Source organism: Aliamphritea hakodatensis (assembly GCF_024347195.1).
Classification (GTDB): Bacteria; Pseudomonadota; Gammaproteobacteria; order Pseudomonadales; family Balneatricaceae; genus Amphritea; species Amphritea hakodatensis.
This window is the reverse complement of record NZ_AP025281.1, coordinates 3,663,964-3,687,842: the sequence shown is the minus strand read 5'-3', so window position 1 is coordinate 3,687,842 and position 23,879 is coordinate 3,663,964. Positions and strand designations below refer to the sequence as shown.

Annotated in this window: 13 protein-coding genes; 9 read left to right on the top strand and 4 right to left on the bottom strand. The window is 53.4% G+C overall.

Annotated features, from left to right (window positions below; translation table 11 throughout):
- Positions 1-238: 238 nt before the first annotated feature.
- Positions 239-1,477 carry a methyl-accepting chemotaxis protein gene (locus PCI15_RS16810; RefSeq protein WP_271271086.1) on the top strand — a complete coding sequence of 413 codons (1,239 nt, stop codon included), beginning with the start codon at positions 239-241 and terminating at the stop codon, positions 1,475-1,477.
- Positions 1,478-1,605: 128 nt separating this feature from the next.
- Here the strand turns inward: PCI15_RS16810 and PCI15_RS16805 are convergent, their stop codons facing one another.
- The 4 genes from PCI15_RS16805 to PCI15_RS16790 all read right to left on the bottom strand — a co-directional run bounded on the left by PCI15_RS16805 (position 1,606) and on the right by PCI15_RS16790 (position 7,236).
- A complete protein-coding gene (locus PCI15_RS16805; protein ID WP_271271085.1) occupies positions 1,606-4,014 on the bottom strand; it encodes a sensor domain-containing protein in 2,409 nt (802 codons plus the stop codon).
- Between the two features lie 21 nt (positions 4,015-4,035).
- Entirely contained in the window at positions 4,036-4,770 is a 735-nt protein-coding gene (locus PCI15_RS16800; RefSeq protein ID WP_271271084.1) for a substrate-binding periplasmic protein, read from the bottom strand.
- A gap of 442 nt (positions 4,771-5,212) precedes the next feature.
- Positions 5,213-6,268, bottom strand: a complete 1,056-nt coding sequence (bmt, locus tag PCI15_RS16795) for a betaine--homocysteine S-methyltransferase (protein ID WP_271271083.1) — start codon at positions 6,266-6,268, stop codon at positions 5,213-5,215.
- 125 nt (positions 6,269-6,393) lie between these two features.
- Complete coding sequence (locus tag PCI15_RS16790; protein WP_271271082.1) at positions 6,394-7,236, bottom strand: AraC family transcriptional regulator; 843 nt, start codon at positions 7,234-7,236, stop codon at positions 6,394-6,396.
- Between the two features lie 81 nt (positions 7,237-7,317).
- On the opposite strand from PCI15_RS16790, the gene PCI15_RS16785 reads away from it, so the two are divergent.
- From PCI15_RS16785 to PCI15_RS16750, 8 genes are all read left to right on the top strand, one after another.
- Entirely contained in the window at positions 7,318-8,520 is a 1,203-nt protein-coding gene (locus PCI15_RS16785; protein WP_271271081.1) for an MFS transporter, read from the top strand.
- Positions 8,521-8,616: 96 nt separating this feature from the next.
- Positions 8,617-9,573 (top strand): helix-turn-helix transcriptional regulator, encoded by a 957-nt coding sequence (locus PCI15_RS16780; protein ID WP_271271080.1) that lies wholly within the window; start codon positions 8,617-8,619, stop codon positions 9,571-9,573.
- A 287-nt stretch (positions 9,574-9,860) separates the two neighbouring features.
- Positions 9,861-11,552 carry an ABC transporter ATP-binding protein gene (locus PCI15_RS16775; protein WP_271271079.1) on the top strand — a complete coding sequence of 564 codons (1,692 nt, stop codon included), beginning with the start codon at positions 9,861-9,863 and terminating at the stop codon, positions 11,550-11,552.
- Positions 11,545-13,245, top strand: a complete 1,701-nt coding sequence (locus PCI15_RS16770) for an ABC transporter ATP-binding protein (protein WP_271271078.1) — start codon at positions 11,545-11,547, stop codon at positions 13,243-13,245. The genes PCI15_RS16775 and PCI15_RS16770 overlap by 8 nt, the downstream gene beginning before the upstream one ends.
- Before the next feature lie 53 nt (positions 13,246-13,298).
- On the top strand, positions 13,299-14,297 hold the full coding sequence (locus PCI15_RS16765) for an AraC family transcriptional regulator (protein ID WP_271271077.1): 999 nt from the start codon (positions 13,299-13,301) through the stop codon (positions 14,295-14,297).
- A gap of 104 nt (positions 14,298-14,401) precedes the next feature.
- Complete coding sequence (locus PCI15_RS16760) at positions 14,402-16,372, top strand: TonB-dependent receptor (protein WP_271271076.1); 1,971 nt, start codon at positions 14,402-14,404, stop codon at positions 16,370-16,372.
- Between the two features lie 4 nt (positions 16,373-16,376).
- Entirely contained in the window at positions 16,377-17,630 is a 1,254-nt protein-coding gene (locus PCI15_RS16755) for an MFS transporter (protein WP_271271075.1), read from the top strand.
- A 117-nt stretch (positions 17,631-17,747) separates the two neighbouring features.
- A complete protein-coding gene (locus PCI15_RS16750) occupies positions 17,748-23,879 on the top strand; it encodes a non-ribosomal peptide synthetase (protein WP_271271074.1) in 6,132 nt (2,043 codons plus the stop codon).

Below are 23,879 nucleotides of genomic sequence, written 5' to 3'. Positions count from 1 at the left end.
AGGGAGGGCATATCCGGGGATTCCGTCTGGCAGTGCAGCCCGCCCGCCGGAGGCTGATGTGTATGGTTACCTGTGGATTTTGCTAGGGTGGAATGTCACAGAACTCATTTTGGTTAGGATATCTCATTGAAAAGTCAGGTAATTCCTTACTTTTTTCAGGGGGTTATTGCTACCATTGTGTGACCATTTTTTTACTTGCGTAGAAAGTACACAAACACTCAGGATTTGGTGTGACGTTATGACCCGTAAAATGCTGTTTTGGACTGCGGCGGTGGTGTTACTCGCCAGCAACTTTTTGTTAGACGGATATCTCGATGATCTGTATGTACGGCTTGCCCGTGATCTGGTGCTGTTTGGTGGCCTTTTCTGGGGCGCGATTCTGGTTGCCCAAAACCGGATTGGGTCGCTGCAGGCGAAGATCGATGCGGTGCTGGCTGAAGAGAAGATTGACTTGCGGGTACGTTTTGACAGCAAGCATCCGGAGATTCATGCCCTGACAGATAACATGAATAAGTTGCAGCAGCGGGTAGAGCAGGCGGTGGCCGGTGTGAGCAGTTCGGCAGCACGACTTATCCCTATGTCCCATGAACTGGCAGACAGCTATGGCAATGCGACGCAGAAAGCATCGCTGCAGGACAGCCGTTCGGATGAAATACTCCATGCGATGGACAGTATTAAAACCGTGTCTACTGAAGTGGCCGGCAGTGCCCGTACCATTGTGGATGAAGCTTCTGCGGGCAACGCCGCGGTAATGGAGTGCCAGCATTCGATGACGTCTGCCCAGGAAGTGGTGGATCGTTTATCCGGCCATATGCTGGAAGCACAGAGCATTCTGGACGGCTTAAAGACAGAAACGGATCAGGTGGGCAGCATTGTTGAGGTGATTAACGGCATTGCTGAGCAGACCAACCTGCTGGCGCTGAACGCGGCGATCGAGGCGGCCCGTGCCGGTGAGCAGGGGCGGGGCTTTGCAGTGGTGGCCGATGAAGTACGCAACCTGGCGGAGCGGACCCGGCAGTCGACCCAGGAAGTGCAGGGGATGCTGGAACGGATCCAGATTGGTGCCGGCAGCCTGGCTGACGCCATGCAGGAAGGTGGCGAAGCCTCGGAAGAAAATAACAGCCGGGTGAAAGAGGTGGGTGATCAGCTCACGGATCTGGTGAATATCATTGGCCGGGTGCATGGGGCTGCGGGGGCGATCAGTGAATCTGCCGAGCATCAGCAGCAACGGGCAATAGAGGTGCGTAATTCCAGTGATACACTGGCGGCCCTGAACCGTGAGACGCTGCATGAGTCTCAGGTTCACACCATTTCCAAGGATGACCTGGAGGCGCTGGGTAAGCAGCTGCGTGACAAGTTGCAGGTATTCAGCCTGGAAGGGGATCACTGGCATGTTCAGCGCAGAACCCGCTCCCGGAATACCGAACCGGCGGCTGTTGCAGCGGGCGCTGATGACGATGATATCGAACTGTTCTGAACAGGTGATACTGCCGCGGGTTTTACAGGCCGGCGGCAAGGCATAAAAAAACCGGTGTTCCCTGAGGAGCACCGGTTTTTTTATGTCTGGCGGTTCGTTTGGTTCCGCTTTGCGAACAGGCCCGCCGGTCAGTCCAGTAAGGCCATTGGTTCCGCAGTGAACATATCGGCACATTCCGCGGCGGGTACAGGACGGCTGTACAGGTAGCCCTGGAAGTGCAGGCAGCCGAGGGATTCCAGCAGCTCCTGATCGGCCTGGGTTTCAACCCCTTCAGCAATGATTTCCAGATCCAGGCTGTTGGCCATGGCGATAATGGTTTCCACGATGGTCAGGCTGCTGGCGTCGGTCCGGATATCATGAACGAATGATTTATCGATCTTCAGCTCATTCAGCGGCAGGGTTTTCAGGTACCGCAGGGATGAATAGCCGGTCCCGAAGTCATCAATTGACAGGTGAACCCCGAGTGCTTTTAAGCGACGCATCTGCCCGGCGGCGGCTTCGATATTTTCGATCAGCATGTTTTCCGTCAGTTCCAGACAGATCAGCGAGGAGTCGATGCCGGACAGCTGTTGCAGCGATTCCAACTGGTCGACAAAGTCCGGCTGAATGAACTGCTTCGGGCTGATATTGATCGATAAGCGGCGGAAGCTTTCCGGCAGCGACTGTGCCTGCCAGCTGATTAGCTGGCGGAAGGCTTCTTCCAGTACCCATTTGCCAATGGGCAGGATGAGCCCGGTTTCTTCGGCCACGCCAATGAAGTTATCCGGCGCAACCAGGCCATGCTGAGGGTGCCGCCAGCGCAGCAGGGCTTCCATTCCGATCAGTTGCCCCTGAACGTTCACCTGTGGCTGGTAGAAGAGTTCAAATTCTTCATTTTCAAGCGCATGGTGCAGATCTTTTTCAAGGGTCAGGCGTTCATTCACGCTTTCTTGCAGCTGTTGCTGGTAGAAGCACAGCTGGTTACGGCCCTGTCGCTTGGACTGATACATGGCGGTATCGGCCTGACGCAACAGGTCGTCGATGCTGACAGCGTGGGCCTGCGGGAACAGGGTGATGCCCACACTGGTTGAGACGAACAGTTTATGGCCGTTGATGATAAATGGCTGCTTAAACAGTTGCAGAATCTTTTGTCCCAGGTGCTGGATGCCGGTGGTCGCGCAGTATTCTTCCGTGGGGATCTCCGGCACCAGAATAACGAATTCGTCGCCCCCCAGACGGGCGACGGTATCTTCACTGCGCAGGCTGGATTTCAGCCGCAGGGCGACCTGCTTCAGCAGGTTATCGCCGACACTGTGGCCCAGTGAGTCGTTGATCAGCTTGAAGCGGTCCAGATCCAGGAACAGGATGCCGCCGGTGTGATCATGACGGTTGGCAATGCGCAGTGCCTGGGTGATCCGGTCGTTGAGTAACTGGCGGTTCGGCAAATCAGTCAGGGAGTCGTAGAACGCCAGATACTTGATGCGCTCTTCTGCCGACTTACGTTTACCGATATTACGGGCGGAGCTGAGCAGGCAGGTCTGGCCGTTGATCTGTACCTGTACGGTGCGGATTTCCATCAGGTTGATGGATTTATCCCGGCGATACATTTCCACTTCTTTGGTGATCGAGGTATTGAAGTCCGCTTCCTTGATCATGGCCCGCAGGTCGTCGTGGTATTTTTCGTTACAGATATCAAACAGGCTGCAGCTGAGCAGTTCTTCTTTACTGTGTTTGAGGGCATAGCAAGCGCTGGCGTTCACGTCCAGTAGCTGGCCTTCGCAGTCCAGCAGGAAGATACCGTCACTGGCCTGTTCCATCACGGCCCGGAAGTAGGCTTCACTGTCGGTGAGGGAACGTTCAATCCGCAGCTGTTTGTCCAGCATGTTGTTGAAGCTCTTGATCAGGAAGCCCAGTTCATCGCCTTTATGACGGTTTGGCAGGTCCAGCAGTTCCGGGTGTTCCGGGTCGGTATTCAGGCCGGCGATGTTATGGGTGATATTGATGATCGGCCGGGTTACAAAGAAGAAGAACACGCCGAAGAACAGGGTTGCGGTAATCAGGGATTCGATCAGTTTGATGTACACCACCTGCCAGCTGCGGCGGGTGAAGTCTTTCATTATTTCAGCCTGATCGATAGACACTTCCAGGCTGCCGACCCCTATGCCTTTGTCCGGCAGGGTGAGGACATGGGAAAAGGTCCGGTAACGTTCAATAAAGTTGTTGTCGTACCAGTAGACACTGGAGTTCATGACCGGCCGTTCCGTTTCCGCCAGCCGGTTGCCCCAGTCATCTTTGATCTCTGCTTTAAAGATAGACGGGGTTTTCATCAGGCTGACGACAATCCGCTGGGCCAGTACCCGGTCTAACTGATAGGCTGCCTGAATCGCCGATTCTTCCAGCAGCCCGAGGGTCTGGTGAACCTGATTTTCCATGTTGCGGGTCGTGGCCTGCCAGTCGGAGTATATCTGTACGGCGGAGGACGCAAGGCTCAGTGCCAGCATCATGATCAGTGCCAGTATGAAGTTTCTGAATCCCAGTTGCTGTCGTAACGGGATCATGTCTGCAGTCCCCGGGACGGGTTAAAAAGGTGTAAGACCATAGCGTGCGTGTATCTCCTGAAAAACGCCGTTAGTACGGATCCGTTGTAAGCCCTGGTTGAATTTGCTGATCAGTTGCTGAACCCCCGGCCACTGTTTACTGAAGCACACATACAGTTTGAGGGTGGGTTTTTCGGCCAGCGGGGTAAATTTAATTTTTTGGGCGAGGCCCAGTTGGTTGGCAATAAACAGGGCGGCTTCGCGTCCGATATAAAAAATATCCTGACGCTGGCGGGCGATGAGGTTGATGGCTTCATCCATGCGGTTCACGTTCAGTGTGTTGATGTTCCTGTTTATCAGTTCAGTCTGGGTCGCATACCCGTTGACTGATACCACCCGGTAGTTTCGTAAATCGTCCAGTGACCTGATGGCACCGGTATCCAGCGTTTTCAGGCTGATCAGCCCCACCTGACTACTGCTGATCTCGTCGCTGTAGTAGAGCTGTTTGCGGCGCTCAGCATTGACGCTGCAAGTTACCGCTGCTGTTGCCGTGCCGGCCTGAACATCCCGCATAATCCGGGCCCAGGGGCGAAACTCCACGTTTACATCAATGTCTGAGGCGGCAAACGCTGCTTCTGTTACTTCAACATCAAAGCCGGGAGTCAGCGGATTGTCGGCAATGTCAAACGGGGGGTAATGGCTGGCAAATATCTTTAACTCAGACGCTTTAACCGATACGGCCAACAGACTGGTTACGAACAGTATGAGTAAAGACATTCTGTGGGTAGATCCGGTCTTGCGATTCATGTACTACCATCCTTTGTACGACGGGTAAGGAAACCGATGAAAACGCTGTTATAGCCGCAAAGTGCTGGCTGTTCGGGAGTTATAACTCCCTGATTAAGCTCGTCCGTCAGGCCAAAGCCCTAACACTGAAGGCTTAACATACTATATATAAAACACGTGTTACAGCAGGATTCCCCGTTGTGGGTACTTGCCGGTATGTGGTGGGTATATCCTTATAGTCGTTGTCCGGATCAGACAAGAAAGGCTGGAATGGATTGGTTATTGGGCGATTTGTCGACAGTTAATCGCAGCGCCGGTGATGCGCGAGCAGTGGCCATGGTGACTGAGGGAGGTAAAGCAGGTGTTAAATATTGGGTATAAAAAAGCCCGGCTGAAATCAGCCGGGCTTTTGCAGAGTTCAGAGTAGACGTGATTACTTACGGGTGCGGCGGGAACGGCGTTCACGGCCACTGCCGCTGAGAGAGCCGCCGGCCACACTCAGGTCGCCGCCCAGCTGCGCTTTGGCACCCTGGGTGATCGGGCCGAGCTGCGCTTCAAGGGTTTCCACATCCGGGGTTTCGCCCGGCTCGTAACCGTCGAGGGAATCACGCATCGCGGCAATGTGTTCCGGAGATGTACCGCAGCAGCCGCCGATGATTTTAGCGCCCGCATCACGGACCAGACGGGCGTACTGTGCCATCAGTTCAGGGGTGCCGCTGTAAACGATCTTGCCGTCAACATATTCCGGAATACCGCAGTTGGCTTTTGCCACCAGTACCGGATCTGTCTCCTGCTGTTCCGCAGCATTCTTCATGTTCATGATGGCAGCAACCACTTCGGAGGCACCGATACCGCAGTTGGTACCGCAGGCGCCCGGCGGGTGATCCAGCTCGGTGCTCAATTTAATCAGGTCAGACGGGGTTACACCCATCATGGTCCGGCCGTTGGTATCGATGCTCATGGTGTAAACCACCGGCAGGCCGGTGCTGGCTGCAGCATCATAAGCGGCTTTGGCTTCGGTGGCGTCGGAAATGGTTTCGATCCACAGCACGTCAACACCGCCGGCTTGCAGCGCTTCGGCCTGTTCTTTGAAGGCGTCGTATGCTTCTTCAAATGTCAGGGTACCGGCCGGCACCAGAATTTCACCGGTTGGGCCCATTGAACCGGCGACAACAATCTCACGGTCGCTGGCATCAGCCAGTTCTTTTAACAGTTGGGCAGATTTTGCATTCAGTTCTGCTACCCGGTCCTGAGCGTTGTGCAGTTTCAGGCGGTAGCGGGTGCCACCGAAGCTGTTGGTCAGGAGAATGTCTGAACCGGCATCGATGAATTGCTGGGCCAGATCCTGAATGCGGTCCGGGTGGTCGGTGTTCCAGAGTTCCGGCGCGTCGCCGGTTTGCAGGCCCATTTTGAAAAGGTTGGTACCAAGGGCGCCGTCAGCAAGCAGGTAAGGGCGTTCATTTAATAAACGGGTGAACAGATTAGACATAGCAACAACCTTACAGTGAGACAATATTGCCCGCATTCTAACCCAAGAATCCCGGGGCGGATATGGCTGTGTATGAGAGTTTTGCAGGCAAATATGAATGAAATGATAGTGTTAGCGCTGACGTATCAGGTGCTGTCAGTTGGCTGAAAATACCGGGCTGGCGTTTTCCCCAGCGCTTTGCGGAACATACTGATAAACGCGCTCTGGCTACTGTAGCCCAGGTCCTGAGCGATGCTGGCAATGGACTGGCCGCTGGCGATTCGGCTCAGGGCTTCCAGCAGCCGGGCCTGCTGACGCCACTGGCCGAAAGTCATGCCGGTTTCTTTATGAAAGCGCCGCGCTAACGTGCGTTCGCTGCAACCGATCTGATCTGCCCAGTACTGCAGGGGGCGGTTATCCGCCGGGTTTTGTTGCAGGCTGACGGTCAGGGTTTGCAGCCGTTCACTTTTAGGTTGGGGCAGATGCAGGGGCACTTCAGGGGTGGTTTTCAACTGATCGAGAAAGACCTCCACCATCCGCCCTTCAGCACCCTCTTCATCATAGAGACGGGGCAGTTTAGACAGGGCCATAATTAATTCCCTTAGCAACGGGGTGATATGTACCACCTGACAGTGGTTCGGCATACCGGATGCCGCCTGCGGGCACAGATACACGTTGTGCATTTGCAGGCGCTGCAGTGACAGAGCGTCATGCTCGATGAACGGGGGAATCCATACCGCCCGCTGGGGCGGCACAATCCAGTGGCCGATATCCCGGGCGCTGACCTGAACCAGCCCTTCGGATATGAACAGCAACTGACCCCAGCTATGGCAGTGGTAAGGGGAGTAATGGTTGGCTTCATGACCGAAGTGACGGATCACCAGTTTACGGGGGACATCTTCCGGTAAACCGGCCTGGATATCTTCCGGGCTGATCCAGTGTGCTGGCCAGGGGGCTCTGTTTGTCTGTTTTCCGTTATTTTTTGTCATAGTGGATTATATACGACATATCGGAGAGCTTTTAAAGTAGACCGCGTAATGAAGAGCAATTCAGAGTGATCAGGGTGATGTATGAGTATGTTTAAAGGAATTGACTGGCGCAGCCCGGAAATGCTGCTGATGCTGATGGCGGTGTCGATGCCGATTTCATTTGGTGTCTGGCAGGCGCTGCTGAACAATTTTGTCATTGAGCGGGCCGCGTTCACGGGTGTGGAGATCGGTATTCTGCAGTCGTTACGGGAGATCCCGGGATTCATGGCGTTTGCTGCTGTGTTGTTGCTGGTGTTTATGCGTGAGCAGACACTGGCGCTGGTATCCCTGTTGCTGCTGGGATTAGGAACGGCATTAACCGGCTTTTTTCCAACGGAGGTCGGGCTGTATTGCACCACGGTGCTGATGTCCATTGGCTTTCATTATTATGAGACGATGAACCAGTCGTTGTCGCTACAGTGGTTCGATAAGAAAACCGCGGCGCATAAACTGGGTAAGCTGGTGGCGGTGCGTTCTTTTGCCAGCCTGGTGGCATTCGGGCTGGTGTGGCTGGCGCTGGATGTGGCCGGCATGGCAATGGAGTGGGTCTATCTCCTCGGCGGCGGCATTACCATGCTGATTGCCCTGTTTTGCTGGCGTTGGTTCCGGCACTTTCCGGAAAAAGTTGAACAGCATAAAAAGCTGATTTTACGTAAGCGTTACTGGTTGTACTACGCGCTGACCTTTATGGGCGGTGCCCGCCGACAGATTTTTGTGGTGTTCGCCGGTTTCCTGATGGTGGAAAAGTTTGGTTTCAGTGCCGGGGAAATATCTCTGCTGTTTTTGGCAAATGGATTTATGAATATGCTGTTGGCACCCAAGATCGGCAAGCTGATTGGCCACTGGGGCGAGCGCCGGGCGCTGACGCTGGAGTATATCGGCCTGATGCTGGTGTTCGGCGCGTATGCCTTTGTGTCTGATCCGTGGATTGCCGTGGGGTTGTACATTCTGGATCACATTCTGTTTTCCATGGCGATTGCCCAGAAAACCTATTTGCAGAAGATTGCTGATCCGAAAGATATGGCATCAACCGCCGGGGTTGCCTTTTCTATTAACCATATTGCGGCGGTGGTGCTGCCGGCGGCCTATGGTCTGCTATGGATATTTTCGCCGGCCGCCGTGTTTTTAACCGGCGCGGCAATGGCCGGGGTGTCACTGGTACTGGCCCGCCTGGTGCCTGAGCATCCGGCACCGGGTATGGAGGTTATCTGGCAGCAGACAAAGCTTTCAAAGCATTACTCCTGAGAGGGAGAGTACATTCACGAATGCAGTTAAGCATGGACATTAATAAACATAAGTGATAATAATTATCATTTATATTTGTCCTTAGTGAGATCTGTCATGTCGTATTACAGTATTCCCTTTGACCAGGACATGGTTAGCGAATCGATTCAGACCAATGGGAATATAGAGGTTCAGCACCGCTGCTGTGATTTATTTATCCGCAGCAGGGTGCTGAACTGTGATTTGGTTCAAACCGGTTTTTCGGCCAGTTTCCGTGCTCTGACTCAGTTGGAAGCCTTTGATGACGGAGAAAGTGATTCGGTTACTTTCATGCTGAATCTGAAGGGGGCGGTGTATTACCGTATCAATGGTCTTGATATGCCCAGAATTCTGCCGGGGAATTCGCTGGCGATCTGCTATGCCCAGGAGTATTCAGGCTTTTGCCGTTATCAGCATCAGAGTAATGATTTATTTACACTGCAGGTGCCAAGGTCTTTACTGATTGATTATCTGGAGATAATGAATCTGGACAGTGATCTGGTTAAGCAGCTGCGCAATGCTGAGCCATTTATGCTCATTGGCCCTGCTGATAAGGTGTTGTGTCATCAGGTGAAGAAGCTGTTACAGCTGAATATGCAGGCCCCTACGCCGTTGCAGAGCCATTTGGCCCATGCCTTTATCTGTGATGCCTGCCGTCAGCTGATGCAGGTGAATCAACGGCAGGCAAGGCATGACAGCGGCGATGTTCTGGAGAAAGCAGTACAGATCCTTGATAAAGACTTTGCCCAGCCTCTGACAATCACCGAGCTGGCTAAACGGTCCGGGACCAATGAAACATCATTAAAACTCTGGTTTCGCAGAGAACTCAATACCACGGTGCATCAGTATATGTTGCAACGCCGGATGGCCGAAGCAAAAGTACTTCTGGAACAGCAACTCCCGGTGTCTTTTGTGGCTCAGGAAGTGGGCTATTCAAATCATGGCCATTTTGCCGCGGCGTTTAAAAAGGCTTTTGGGTGTTCGCCTTCAGTGATGTCCCGTTCACAATCATCAGGCAATAGCCAGGCTGACTGAATTTCATTTCTGTCAGCCTCTGCCCGCCTTTCTGCCGAATTTTTTACGTGTTTTCAGATGTAAACGCCAGATGTTTGCAGACACGGTGGTGGTTACCTTTTTAATGTAATTGAGAATCACTCAAATAAGGCGTAAGTACTTTCTGAAAGATATCCTTATTGAGCAGTTATTTTTATCGGCTTTGCCATAGTAGGCCTCCTCAGAACAGGGGAGGTAAGGCAACGATGCAGGGGCGGGCGGTTACAAGTCTCAAATGGCTTTTGAATATTGCAGGCAGGCAACAGGTGATGTTGGCCGGGGCAGGTGTTTTAACGGTGCTGCGTGTTGTCGCGGCATTGGCGGTTGTATTGTTTGTGTACCGGCTGATTGACGGGATGGTGGATCAGGATCTGAACCGGTCGGATGCTGTTCTGCTGGCCGTGCAGGCCTCTGGTGCTGCTCTGCTCTCTTATGTTTTTTTCTTTGTATCGGCCTTGCTGAGTCATAAAGCGGCGTTTCATTTGTCAGCGGAAATTAAAGTCCAGCTGGCTGAGCGTTTACTGAGGTTGTCACCAGGGCTGATAGGTAAGCGTCACAGTGCCAGTATTCATCAGGTATTGCATGAAGACATCAACCGGATTGAGTTGTTTATAGCCCATCATGTGACGGATTTGCTGGCGGCGCTATTGATGCCGGTACTGGCGGCCGGTGTGCTGTTTTACTTTGACTGGCGGCTGGCTTTGGTGGCTTTGCTGCCTTTACCTCTGGCGTTTGTTCTGCAGGGGATTCTGTTTCGTGGTTTTGAGGCCCGGGCCAGTGATTATTATGAGGTTCTGGAGGCGTTAAACCGAAGTTCAGCAGAGGTGATTCGGGGAACCGCGGCATTACGTATGTTGCCCGGGGCCCGTGAAAATATGCCCCAGCTGACTGACAGTATCAGCCGTTACAAGTCAGTGGTGGAAGGTTGGATGAAAGGGGCCAGCTGGCCGTTTTCAGTGTTGAAGGTGTCTCTGGATGTGGGGCTGGTGGTGCTGTTGCCTCTTGCGGCCTGGCTGACGCTGCAGGGTGATATGGGGATAGCAACCTTCTTGCTGTTCATGATGCTGGGGCTGCTTCTGACGGAGCCGCTGTACAGCTTGCTGATGTTTATGGGTTTTTTGAATCAGATTTTGCAGGGCGTGCGGCGAATTGAAGATCTGGAATCATGTGTCCAGTCTGTGACTGGACAGACCGATTGGCCAGGGTCGGTGCCGCCGGTGGTAACAGAGGATTTGAGTTTTGCGTTTCCTGAGCGGGAGGCTCCGGTATTACAGCAGATTTCGCTGGCCATCAAGCCGGGCGAAAAGGTGGCTGTTATCGGTGCTTCCGGGTCCGGAAAAAGTACTTTCATTAAGCTGCTTGCCGGGTTTTATCCGGTTTCTCAGGGGCGGATTTTGTTTGCCGGAACGGATGCCGGAGAGTATCACGCCGATCAGCGTAACAGTCGTGTTGGTGTCGTGCTTCAGGAAAATCATATCTTCAACCGTACACTTCGTGAAAATGTCACGCTGGGGGATCAAATTCCGGATGAGCAGGTTTGGCGGGCTTTGCAACTGAGTCAGGCACTTTCCTTCGTGAAGGCAATGCCGGATGGGCTGGATACCGTACTTGGGGGGCATGTTGCCCGCCTGAGTGGCGGTGAAAAGCAGCGGATAGCGCTGGCGCGGGTGTTGGTCCGTGAGGCGGATATCTATCTGTTTGATGAGGCGACCAGTTTTTTTGATGCCCGTATTGAACGGCAGCTGTTGTCCGGCCTGTTTACGGAGCTGGCCGCTAAGACCATGGTTTTCGTGACGCACAGGCTGGCAATGGCACAACAGGCAGACCGGATTCTGGTAATAGATGCCGGGCGGGTTGTGGGCGATGGTTCTCCGGCTGAGCTGGCAGTTGCCTGTCCTTATTATCAAGCGCTTTGTGCTCAGGCCGAAATGTCGGTAGCTGAGGAGGTGGTCTGTGCTTAAGCCTTTGTTTGAAATGGATGTTTTTTCCCGTTCGGATCTTCGCGACAGCTTCCTGTTTGCCGTGGCTGAAGGTGTCTGTATTGCGGTGCCGTACCTGCTGTTTATTCCGTTGCTGGAAAGTCTGCTGTCGGGTCAGGCGGATGTAACGCTGATTGTCGGTCTGGCGCTGACGAATATGCTGGTGTTAATGCTGCGAACCTGGTTTACCCGGCAAACAATGATCTGCTCAGGCATGATGACGTACCGGGGGTGTGCGGTGTTAAGAGAGACGCTTGCCCGGCATTTTTTCAGGGTCCCGCTGGGGTTTTTTCAACGTTACAGTCCCGGGCAGCTTTCTCAGGCGATTAACAAAGATATTGAGTTCATTGAAACGATTCTGTCGCACTTTTTTTCACAGTTTGTGGCATCGGTGGCTGCGTATCTGACGATGTCAGCCGGGTTGCTTGCTTATGACTGGCGGCTGGGGCTGGCATTGCTTTGCGGTCTGCCTCTGGCATTGCTGGCGCAGGCCTGGTTCAAAGCTAAAAGTAACCGCAGTTCAAAAGCCTTTCTTTCGATGCTGGGTGAGGCGAATCAGGTGATGATGGATTGGGTATCCGGGGTGCGGGATATTCAGCTCAGTGGCCGTTCCGGCGCAGCGCTTGCAGTGTTGCGGCATCAGGTGAATGAAACCCGGGATAAAAGTTTGCGACATGAGATGAGCATTGGGCTGGCTCCTTTATTTTTTACTGTCCTTTCTGAATTCGGCTTTGTTGTCTTTTTACTGCTCAGTACCTACCTGTATTTTTCAGCGCAGCTGTCGCTGGCGGTTTTTCTGGTGTTTCTGGTTGCTTCAACGCGTTTGAGCAGGACCCTGATGCAGGTGTCTTTCACGATGGCTGAAACCCGGTTTATTGAACAGGCGGCGGTTCGGTTGTCCGAACTGGCAGACAGCCCGGCTATGGTGGTTGAGCAGGCAGATGCCCCGGTTAACGGAGATGTGAAGCTGACTGCCGTGGGATTCGGGTATCCGGGATGCGTGGTGCCGGCGGTCAGTGATATCAGCTTTACGGCCCGTCAGGGGGAGCTGACGGTTATTACCGGGCCCTCCGGCTCAGGTAAGACAACCCTGCTGAGCTTGCTGGCGCGGTTCTGGCCACAGCAGCACGGTGAAATCAGGATTGGCAATACCCGGTTGGCGGCTTGTTCTGACCGGTCGTTTTACGGGCAGTTGGCGCTGGTCAGTCAGGATATTTTTCTGCTTGACGACACAGTGCTGAATAACCTGATGTTATCCCGTGAAGGGTTGACCCGGGAGGACGTTATCCGGGCGTGTCAGGAAGCCGGTTGTCATGAATTCATTGGTCGGCTGCCGGCGGGGTATGACAGTCATATCGGCGAGGCGGGTGGCCTGTTATCCGGTGGCGAACGTCAGCGTCTGGCGCTTGCCCGTGCTTTGCTGACGGACGCCAGTGTGTTGTTGCTGGATGAGATCAGTGCGGCTCTGGATATTGAGAACGAAGCAAAAATTATGCAGCTGCTACAGCGCCTGAAGCTGAGCAGGACGCTGATTATGATTGCCCACAGAGAAACTCTGGTGGCCGGCGCAGATAAGGTGGTTTTCCTGCAGCAGGGTAAGTTGGCGGCAGAGGGTACGCATCAGGTTTTGTTGGCAGGTGTGCCGGAATATCAGGTGCTGTGGCGGCAGGGCTGATCCCTGTCAGTGACAGTTTTTGAAGGTTTTTGAAACGACAGTTGAGCGGCGATATGAATGTTCAGATTTTAGATCTGCAATCCCGGACAGCAAGGCCTGAAGGCCTGACGGAGGCTGTTTCGGGGGACGGGCGGTGTACGTCATTCGGGAATTGTCTGGGTTGTAATATTCATGCGTTGTCGGGCCGGGTGTGCCAGTCCCGTTTGGCGTTGGCCCGGGGCGCGCAAAGGTATTTGCGGCTGATCGCGGTGGTATCCGGTGCCGGTATCAGTTGGCGTCGTGATGACGGTGAAATCCGGATCATTCATCCGGGAGAGTCTGCTTTACTGTTTTCCGCTGAGGCATTTGCTGATGTGTTTACTGCGGTTCAGAGCAACAGCGATATTCAGTTACTTGATATTACGTTTGACTGTGAGTACCTGAAGTCTGTCTATCAGCAACTGTCTGAGTCAGTAACCTGTTTTCAGCAGGCACAGGGTTGCAGTCCGTGTGAGCCGGTGATTTTCAGGGCCGATGAGAAGTTGCAGTATGTTTTGCTAAAACTACAGCAGAATCTGGCAACTGAAGAGTTACAGGCTGCTGATCATCTTTCTGTCGTGTCTCAGGCTTACCAGTATCTGAGCCAGGTCATTGTGCATATTCGCAGGCTGGTTGATGGCGGCACAGATGCCGGGCGGAATATATCGGCCCGGGCACTGGCAAAGGTTAAGCGCGCTCACGAACTGATTACGGCCCATCCGGAAAAAAATTGGTCAATTAAGCGTCTTTGTCAGGAAGTTGGTACGAATGAAACCAGTTTTAAGCGGGGATTGAGGGATGTGTACAACACTTCTTTTTCTCAGCTGTTGCAGGAAGCGCGGATGGATAGGGCTGCTGTGGCGCTTCAGCAAACTGACCGGGCCATTATCGATATCACCTTTGATATCGGTTATTCGAGCCCTTCGCATTTCGCCAAGCTGTTTAAGCAGCACTTTCATACCACACCTTTGCAGTACCGTAAGCGTTCGCTGCCAGTCGGGATGAGCCATCTGAGGCAGAGGGCTGCAATGTAGGTATCGCTAAGAAAGAACTGATTACGCTTTTTTTGGCCCTGATTGAGTTAGCTGCCGGGTGCTGAAATCAGCAACATACTTTATTCATATTCAGAGGATTAAAAATGTTTAGTAGTAGTTATCTTCCCAGGGTTGCAGTGACTGCTCTGGTGGTCGCGTCAGGTCAGGCTGCGGTGGCAGAAACCCGGCAGGCAGATGTGGTGACCGTGGTTGCCAGTAAGCAGGATATAAGCCTGGCGGAGACCGACGCTGCAGTGCTGGTGAAAACCGGTGAAGAGTTAGCCCGGGCGGGAGTTACTGAGGTTAAAGATTTGCAGAAGGTTTTCCCCGGCCTGCTGATTCAAAGCCGGGGTAACCGGACCTATACCAGTACCACTGTCCGGGGAATCAGTTCTCCTGACTTTTATTCGCCAACGGTGACGGTGCTGGTGGATGGTGTGCGTCAGGACAGTGCGTTTGTGACGCAGCAACTGATCAATGTTGACCGGGTTGAGTTTTTGCGCGGGCCACAGGGCACCCTGTATGGCGGGAATGCTCAGGGAGGGATCATAAATATTGTGACCCGTAAGGGGAATGATCAGCCACAGGCGACGGCAGGTGTTACCTACAGTAATCTGACCCGGCAACTGGATGGTGCCGCTTCTTTTGCGTTAAGTGACGATGTTTATACCGACTTCGCCCTGCGTTCGCAGCAGACAGAAGGCCGGATTGATCATCGCCCTGCAACCGGCACAGGCGAGAAAGATGCTGATGGCAGCGAGAATTACAGTGGTCTGATCCGGTTGCACTACCTGCCGGAAGACAGCCCCTGGGATGCGTCTTTGTCACTGGGTTTTGATCATTTGAACAGCAATGAAGAGTGGTATCTGAGCGCTCAGGAATTTAAAAATAAGGCTACCACTCAGGCAGTACCCAAGCTTGACCGTGAAGTAGAGAGCTATACGCTGAATATCAACCATGAAATGGGTAACCGGAAATTCAGCAGCATTACCAGCTTCCAGAACCGGAGTGTTGACCGGTTGTATGTGGGAGGGCAGTGGCATGAAGATCAGAAAACGGTCAGTCAGGAATTGCGCTTGCAGACGGAGCACAGCCAGAAATTGTCAACGGTGTTTGGTGCTTACTTTGAAAACCGCCGTTTTGAGGGTGAAGCATTCGGCGCAACGAATACAGTTGATGTAGATACGGTGGCAATTTTTGGTCAGGGGCGTTATGCGTTGACGGAAGCTGTCGACCTGACAGTGGGCCTGCGGGGGTCAAGAATCGAGTCTGATTCAGATTATTCCGGTAATGCCGGTTTTGGTATTGCTGCGTATGATTCCAGCGTGACTGATAATCTGGTGACGCCGAAAGTAGCGCTTGGCTGGCAGGTAAATGAGGATTCACGGGTCTATGTATCTGTTGCCAGTGGCTATCGTCCGAAAGGTTTTAACAGAGTGCCTTTTGGCAATAACAGTACCGGTTACGATACGGAAAAATCTCTGAGTACCGAGCTGGGGTGGCGAACGTCGCTGTTTGATCACTCGCTTGATTTCAGCGGTGCGCTGTATCAGATCGATACCGATGATATCCAGCTGTATACCGGGAATATTCCCAATCAGGTGTTAGATAACTTTGGCGAGGCGCGGAGTCGGGGTGTGGAACTGGATCTGGCCTGGTATGCCACCGATAATCTGACCCTGAACCTGGGAGGAACATTCGGTAAGTCTGAGTTCCGGGATGGCAATGGTGCCCTTAACGGCAACCGCCTGGCTTATGCGCCGGATACAACCGTCGTATTAGGTGTGGATTATCTGTTGCCGGTATCTGTTGCTGGCGGTGGTTTGAGTCTGCTCGCTAATGCACGCCATAACTCTACTGTTTATTTCAATGAAACCAATACTTTGTCACAGTCGGCTCTGACGCTTGTGGATATGGCGGCTGAGCTTGAATATGACCGGTTCACGTACCGCTTTTATGTGAACAATGTGGCGGATAAAGATTACACAACCTATGCCTTCCAGCAGGGGGCAACCGTGTTAAGTAACTACGGTGAAGGTCGTGAATTTGGTGTGACTTTCAGAGCGGAATTCTAAGCTGATGAGTAACCGTGATTTGGCAACTCCCGAGCTGAGTCTGCCGTTATTACTGACGACGCTGGCTGGCGTTTACACATTGCAGAGTGTGATCGGCATGTTCAGTCTGCAGGGAATACCTGCCGTCCTGAGAGCTGAAGGTGTTTCGACGGCTCAGATCGGCATGTTGTATCTGGCGATGCTGCCCTGGGCGCTGAAATTTCTCTGGGCCCCCCGGGTTGAGCGTTTCCGGCACGCGGGCCCCGGATTGCGAAATCACGGTTTGTTGCTGATGTTTCCCCAGTGGCTGATTGCTCTGGGCATGCTGGGGTTACTGATGACCCCGCTATTGTCTGAGGTTACTGTGCTGTTTTGTGGGCTGATAGTGATCGCCATGATTTCTACGGTTACTGATATTGCTGCTGACGGATTAGCAGTGGATCAGTTGCCGGACAGCAAGCGCAGCCTGGGGAATGTCATGCAGGTGGGTGGTGCCTACCTGGGCACGATCATCGGCAGTGGTTTGTTTATCTATATTTCCGGAACCTGGGGATGGCAATACGGTGTGGGAATACTGATTGCTGTGTTAATGCTACTCCCCGGGTTTTTCTGGTTGCTGGTGCGCCGGCAGGGCGCACGGCCGGTTGTGAACGGTACCAGCCCGTCGCTGCTGCAAGTGTGGCGAAATCCGGTTATGCGCAAAGGGATTTTGTGGGTGGTGGTCTGTCAGGCGGGTACCCGCTGTGTGCTGGCGATGCTGTTTCCGTTCATGATTGATCAGGGAATGCAACTGGCTGATCTGGGCATACTGGCGGCTGGTGGCGGTGCGCTGGCCAGCCTCGGCGGTGTGTTACTGGCCGGTTTTTTATTGCAGCGTATCAGTTTTCTGTGGATGTTAGCCGTTTTTCTGGTCGCTGAGTTTTTCTGTTATCTGGGGCTGTATCTGCTGACAACCGGCTGGCAGCCGGGTGCCGGTTCGCTGGCTGTGATGTTTGTGCTGGTATCTGCTGTTTCCGCCGGAAAATTTGTTGCTTTGTTTTCTCTGATGATGGACTGGTCTTACGGTTCACAAGCGGGTGTTGATTTCACCGTGCTGCAATCAGCGGATATGTCGGTTGCAATTATATTCGCCCTGCTGGGTGGGTGGCTGGTTTCCGGGTATGGATACAACGTGTTGTTTGCTGTAGCTGTCATCGCGACTGCTGTGGCGGGTGTGACTGTTTTCCGGTCGGTCAGGCGGCATTATGCCTGTTGTCATATGTGGTCCGGAAATGCCTGAGGCCAGCGGAGTAATCAGCTGACCTCTGTTTTAAACCGAAATTACGCTTAATCCTTTTGTAAATTTCCTGATCAGCGGGACGGTTCCGTTCGTCCAAAATTTAGCCGGGAGGACGCTGTGCAGCGCCAGCAAAATATCATAACTCAGACTCGTTCAGCCATTTGTAAGGCCCTCAAAACAGAGGACTCACAGTTACACGGGGAAACCCGGTTACTGGAGTCAGGGCTGGATTCAATGTTCATGATGAAATTACTTAACAGTCTGCGTCAGCAGGGCTGCAAAGTTTCGCTGAAAGAAATTTATCAGGCGACCAGTTGGCAGTTGCTTGAGCAGTTAATTTGTTCCCGTCTTGAACTTGCTGATGCAACAGACCCGGTGGATGAGCAGTGTCGCTGGCCGGTGATGACCGATGGTAAGCCCTTTCCGCTGACTCCGGTACAGCATGCATATTTCATCGGACGGGGTGAGCATCAGCCGCTGGGAGGGAACGCTTGCCATCTGTATCAGGAATTCGATGGTGAGCAGTTGTCGGCCGGTCAGCTTAACGCTGCGATCAGTCAGTTGGTAGGGCGGCATCCCATGCTGAATGTCGCGTTTGCTGCGGACGGAACGCAGTGCTGGCAGGCTAATCCTGTGTGGAGCGGTGTCAGGGTACATGATTTTGCTGATCTGTCTGATGCCGATAGACAGCATGCGTTACAGGAGTTACGTCAGCAGCTAAGCCACCGTGTTCTAAATATTGAGTCCGGACAGACTTTTGATGTTCAGCTGTCTTTGCTGGGGAATGGCTGTCACCGGATACATGTCAATATTGATCTGGTGATCATGGATGCTTCGGGTTTTAGCTTGTTTTTTAATGAGCTGTCTGACCTGCTGAGGGGGAATATATTACCTGCGCTCGCTACGGATTATGACTTTTGCAGTTACCTGGTGCAGGAGCAGGGTGTTCTGAATGATAGCCGGGAAAGTGCAGAAGCTTTTTGGCGGCAGCAGCTTGAAGATCTGCCGCCTGCGCCAGCTTTGCCGCTGAGTACGGATCCAGGGTTGGTGACCCGTCCGGCATTTGTCCGTCGCCGGCTGGAATTGCAGTCGTCAGAATGGCAGCAGTTTCAGGCGTATGCTAACGGCCTGGGTGTGACGCCGACGATGGTACTGGCGGCGCTTTATGGTGAAGTTCTTGCGCGCTGGAGTGGTCTGCCCCGGGTTTTGCTTAACCTCACCGTGTTTGACTGTCATCCGTTTAATGAAGCGGTATCTCAGATGCTGGCAGATTTTACCAATATTGTGCTGCTGGATTATGCCGTCAGCGAAGCAGATTTAATCAGCGCAGTTCGCCGGCTGCAGGCCCGTTTTACGGAGGTTTATGAGCACCGCGGTATGTCCGGTGTTGAAGTGCTGCGTGAGTTGCGAAAACAGGGCTCTCATCCCCATGGCTGCCCGGTGGTGTTTACCAGTAACCTGAATCAGTCACTGTACGGGGATGATCTGAACGGTCCCTTAGGCGTGCCGGGCTGGGGGAGTTCACAAACGCCTCAGGTGTGGATTGATTTTGTTGCGTTTAAGCACGGTGACGGGGTCATATTGCAATGGGACAGTGTTGATCAGATCTTTCCTGATGATCTGGTGGCAACCATGTTCACTGCGTTCAGTCATCTGGTAACCCGGTTGCTGACCTCACAGCAGCACTGGCAACTGCCGTTACCTGATCTGTTGCCGGTCGATCAGAAGGCTGTGCGTGATGAAATTAACAGCTGTCGGGAAAAGTTACCGCAAGGTTTATTGCATCAGCGCATTTTTAACCATGCTGAATGCTGTCCGGATGCGCCGGCGTTGCTGAGCGAGCATCTGGATTTGACCTTTGCAGAGTTGACGCTGGCGGCCCGGAGGCTTGCCGCTGATCTGGTAACCTGCGGACTGAAGCCTGGTGGTAATGTGGCTGTCAGTATGGATAAGGGGGCAGGTCAGACAGTAGCGGTGCTGGGCATTTTGTATGCCGGTGGTGTATATGTCCCGGTGCCGCCGGATCAGCCACTGGCAAGGCGCTCTGCTATTTATGACAGTGCTGAAATTGACATCGTAATTCGCTGTGAAATGAGCCACGGTCAGTATGAGTGGCACCCTGATAAGACGTATGTTTTCTGGCAATCTGATACACAGCCGTTATCTGTTCAGCAGGGAGGTGCTGACCCGCTGGCGCCGGCCTATATTATTTTTACTTCAGGCTCGACCGGAACGCCCAAGGGGGTCGTGGTATCGCATCAGGCGGCGCTGAATACCTGTATGGATATTAACCAGCGTCATGGCGTAGCCCATCATGACCGTATGCTGGCACTGTCGGCACTGCATTTTGATCTTTCTGTGTACGATATTTTTGGTGTGCTGAGTGTTGGCGGGGCTTTAGTCGTTCCGCAACAGACTCAGCTGCGTGACCCGATGGCGTGGGAGAGACTGCTTGTTCATCACGGCGTCACACTGTGGAATACAGTGCCTGCGCTGTTCGATATGTTGCTGACGTTTTGCGAAGGCATGGGATTGCCGGGGCCGGGGTTGTTACGGACTGTGATGTTGTCCGGTGACTGGATAAGTCTGTCATTGCCGGCCCGTTATCGGGCTTTTAATAAGGCAGGCCGGTTCAGTGCAATGGGCGGGGCAACTGAAGCGGCTATCTGGTCCAACGAATGTATGGTGGATGAGGTGTTGCCGCACTGGCCATCGGTCCCGTACGGATATCCACTGAGCAATCAGGCCTACCGGGTGGTGGATGAATCAGGCAGGGATTGCCCTGACTGGGTTGCCGGAGAACTGTGGATTGGCGGTGCCGGGGTTGCGCTGGGATATTGCAACGATGCTGAAAAAACCGCGGCACACTTTATCGGCGTGTCTGAAGGCGCTTACGCAGGCCGCTGGTACCGGACCGGAGATATGGGCAGATACTGGCCGGACGGTATGCTGGAATTTCTGGGGCGACGGGATAACCAGGTTAAAGTGGGCGGATACCGGATAGAACTCGGTGAGATCGATGCGGCCCTGAACCGTCTGGCAGGTGTGAAAAACGGTGTCACCCTTGCACTCGGAAATGGCAATGGTGCGGATAAATATCTGGAAAGCTTCATCGTGCCGGAGGGCGCTGGCTTAATGAATCAGGTTATGCCGGACAGCCGGCTATCGGATTCTTACCGTGCCTTGTTTGATGTCGCTGAAAGATTTCCCGGTGGGAACAGGGATCAGGAGGCTGCTGCTCTTGCCAATTATATCGGCTTACATTTGCAGCGTTATTGTGCCGAACCGGGTATTTCTAAGCCGGTAAAGGCCTGGGAGTCGGATTACCAACTGGCCGGTCCTTTCAGTGAGGTGTTTGCTGACTGGTTTGAGTTGTTGGAACGGCAGGGGATGGCATGCCGGGTGGCCGGGAGGCATCAACTGGCCGAATATGCATTGTCACTGCCGGCGGAACCTCAGGCATGTTTTGAAGTGGATGAACATTCGGATCGGCAGCTGGCGGCAGTTATGCGCGGAACAGTCCCTCCTCCGGTGTTACTGGATACGGCGTTTTCGCCAGAGGCGCAGCTATTTGCAGATATTGATAACAGTTTATGTATTCAGACGATAGTGCTGGCAATCGCTGAATTGTCGGTTCAGTTACAGCGGCCTGTGAGGGTTGTTGAGGTGGATGCCCGCAGTGGTATTTGTGCCGCTCATATTGCCACACTGCTGAGTCCGCAGCAGATCAGCTATACGGCGCTGGACGGATCGCTGGCAATGGTGCAGAAAGCGACTCAGCGCTTGCAGCGTTTTAGCCATGCAGAGGCTATACATGGTTCAGATGCCTGGCCTGCAGATTTACACCACTGTGCAGATGTCATTTTACTTAACAACTGTCTGCACCGGCATGAGGACATTGATGCCAGATTAAAAGTTGTGGCCGAACTGGCTGCCCCCCAAGCGATGTTGGCGGTGCTGGAAATCCAGACGTTATTACCGCAGGTACTGATCAGTGCCCGGCTGCTGGAAATGTCTGTGCCTGTTTTGCTCAGTCAGTCCACTCTTCTGGATAGTTTTACCAGGGAGGGCCTGGGACTGGAATTACAGTGGCAGACAGGTAGCCAGTTCGGCTTCATTTTACGTTTTCAAGACCCTGTTTACAGGGGGGATGCTGGTCAGGCTGCTGAGGCGCTTGCACAGTTCTTGCCCGGCTATATGGTGCCCAGACGCTTCACGTTTATGGACAGTTTGCCCCTGACCCTTAACGGTAAAGTGGACCGTAAAGCACTGGCTGAATCAGTCCGTCCGGAAATCCTTCTTTCAGACCAGCCTGTACGGTTGCCGGAAACTGCCGCTGAGTGTGCAGTGGCTGAGGTTTGGCAGGTGTTATTCGGCTCAGGGCCGTTTCAGCGTGACAGTGATTTCTTCTTGCTGGGGGGAGACAGCCTGATGGCAACCCGCTGCGTTGGAGAGCTGGCCGGGCGGGGATATCATGCTGAGCTTACCGATGTTTTCAGTTATCCCCAGTTATCCGGGTTTGCAGCCCGGTTGTCGGATGCTGCTCAGTGCTGTACGCAGACGTCTGTACTGGTTAGCGACAGAGATGGTCTTCATCAGCCATTCCCCTTGACCGCTGTTCAGCAGGCTTACTGGATTGGCCGGCAACCGGGTTTTGCACTTGGCGAGGTGAGTTCACAGTTTTTCATTGAATTTCAGGTGGAAAATCTTGATACACAGCGGTTTAACCGCGCGATGGATCGCCTGATTGCGCAGCATGACATGCTGCGAGCGGTGGTACGTAATCACCAGCAACAGATTTTAAACGCTGTGCCCGCGTTTAACCTGCCGTTACATCAGGTTGCTGATGTTACCGGCGCGGAAGCGGAGCAACTGCGTGACCGTTTATCACATCAGGTAAGAGATCCGGCTATCTGGCCGGTATTCGATATTCAGGCCTGTGCTGACGGGCAGGGTAATGCCCGCTTATTTGTGTGTCTGGATAATATGTTACTCGATGGGCTGAGTATGCAGATTTTCCTCAGCGATCTGGAAACACTTTATCTTCATCCGGACGGGAAGCTGCCTGCCCTTGAGATCAGTTTTCGCGACTATGTCTGCTCTGTTTCAGAGCCGGAGCAGGCGGAGAGCCGCCGCTACTGGCTGCAGCAGTTAACAGACTTGCCGCCGGTGCCACAGCTGCCATTGCAGGCTGATCCTGATCATCTTCGCAAAGCTGCGTTTATCAGAGTTGCCGGCGAGCTTAATCCTGCGGACTGGCAGGCACTCCGGGGGCTGACCGCCCGTCATCAACTGACGCCGTCAGTGGTGCTGATGGGGGCTTATGCCGCGACGCTGGCAGTCTGGAGCAGGCAGTCCGATGTAACACTGAATCTGACGTTATTTGACCGTCGGGATGTACATCCTCAGATCGGCCAGATACTTGGCGATTTTACATCATTGTCATTGCTGGCCTGGCGTCAGGAGGATACCTGGCTTGCCAGTATTCAGCGTCTGCAGCAGCAACTGGCCGAAGATCTCCGGTATCAGGATGTTTCCGCTGTATGGGTAATGCGAGAACTGGCACGGCTGCAGAGTACTGCCAGCGCATCAATGCCGGTTGTTTTTACCAGTGCGCTCGGTATCGGCTCCGGGTCATTTCTTTCTGACAGTGGCTGGCTGAAGCCGGTATGGGGTATTTCTCAAACGCCTCAGGTGTGGCTGGACCATCAGGTTTACGAATCAGACGGTAAGTTATGTTTTAACTGGGATGCGGTTGAAGCGTTACTGCCGAAGCCGGTGCTTGAGCCGATGTTTGATGATTACTGTCAGTTACTGAACACGCTTATACGTCATCCGGAGCGCTGGGGGTTGCCGCTGGGCCAACTGACCGGTACGCCAACAGTTGTTGATAAGGCGACTGTGCCGCAGTCTGTTTTACCGGACGGGGGGGCAGTTGCCTGTCCCGGACAGGCCGACGCTGCCGTTGTGCGAACCATTTGTGAGCAGTTCCGCGAAACGGTTTCGTTGTCTTTGTCTGAAACCGATAACTTCTTTGATGCCGGTGCTAATTCGCTGCAACTGGTGCAGTTACATGGGAAGTTGCTGGCGCAGGGAATGCCTCTGGTTGTCACAGATTTATTTACCTATCCCTCTGCATTATCGCTGGCGGAATACCTGGGCGGCATTGCTGTGCCGCAAGTTGCTGATGGTCAGCAGCAGGTTTTTCAACAACGCCGTAAAGCCGGCCGGCGCCGGAATTCACTGTAA

Bases quoted from the DNA above. Each gene is read 5' to 3' on its own strand.
- PCI15_RS16810 (WP_271271086.1), top strand. From the start codon at position 239: ATGACCCGTAAAATGCTGTTTTGGACTGCGGCGGTGGTGTTACTCGCC.
- PCI15_RS16805 (WP_271271085.1), bottom strand. From the start codon at position 4,014: ATGATCCCGTTACGACAGCAACTGGGATTCAGAAACTTCATACTGGCA.
- PCI15_RS16800 (WP_271271084.1), bottom strand. From the start codon at position 4,770: ATGTCTTTACTCATACTGTTCGTAACCAGTCTGTTGGCCGTATCGGTT.
- bmt (WP_271271083.1), bottom strand. From the start codon at position 6,268: ATGTCTAATCTGTTCACCCGTTTATTAAATGAACGCCCTTACCTGCTT.
- PCI15_RS16790 (WP_271271082.1), bottom strand. From the start codon at position 7,236: ATGACAAAAAATAACGGAAAACAGACAAACAGAGCCCCCTGGCCAGCA.
- PCI15_RS16785 (WP_271271081.1), top strand. From the start codon at position 7,318: ATGAGTATGTTTAAAGGAATTGACTGGCGCAGCCCGGAAATGCTGCTG.
- PCI15_RS16780 (WP_271271080.1), top strand. From the start codon at position 8,617: ATGTCGTATTACAGTATTCCCTTTGACCAGGACATGGTTAGCGAATCG.
- PCI15_RS16775 (WP_271271079.1), top strand. From the start codon at position 9,861: ATGTTGGCCGGGGCAGGTGTTTTAACGGTGCTGCGTGTTGTCGCGGCA.
- PCI15_RS16765 (WP_271271077.1), top strand. From the start codon at position 13,299: ATGAATGTTCAGATTTTAGATCTGCAATCCCGGACAGCAAGGCCTGAA.
- PCI15_RS16760 (WP_271271076.1), top strand. From the start codon at position 14,402: ATGTTTAGTAGTAGTTATCTTCCCAGGGTTGCAGTGACTGCTCTGGTG.
- PCI15_RS16755 (WP_271271075.1), top strand. From the start codon at position 16,377: ATGAGTAACCGTGATTTGGCAACTCCCGAGCTGAGTCTGCCGTTATTA.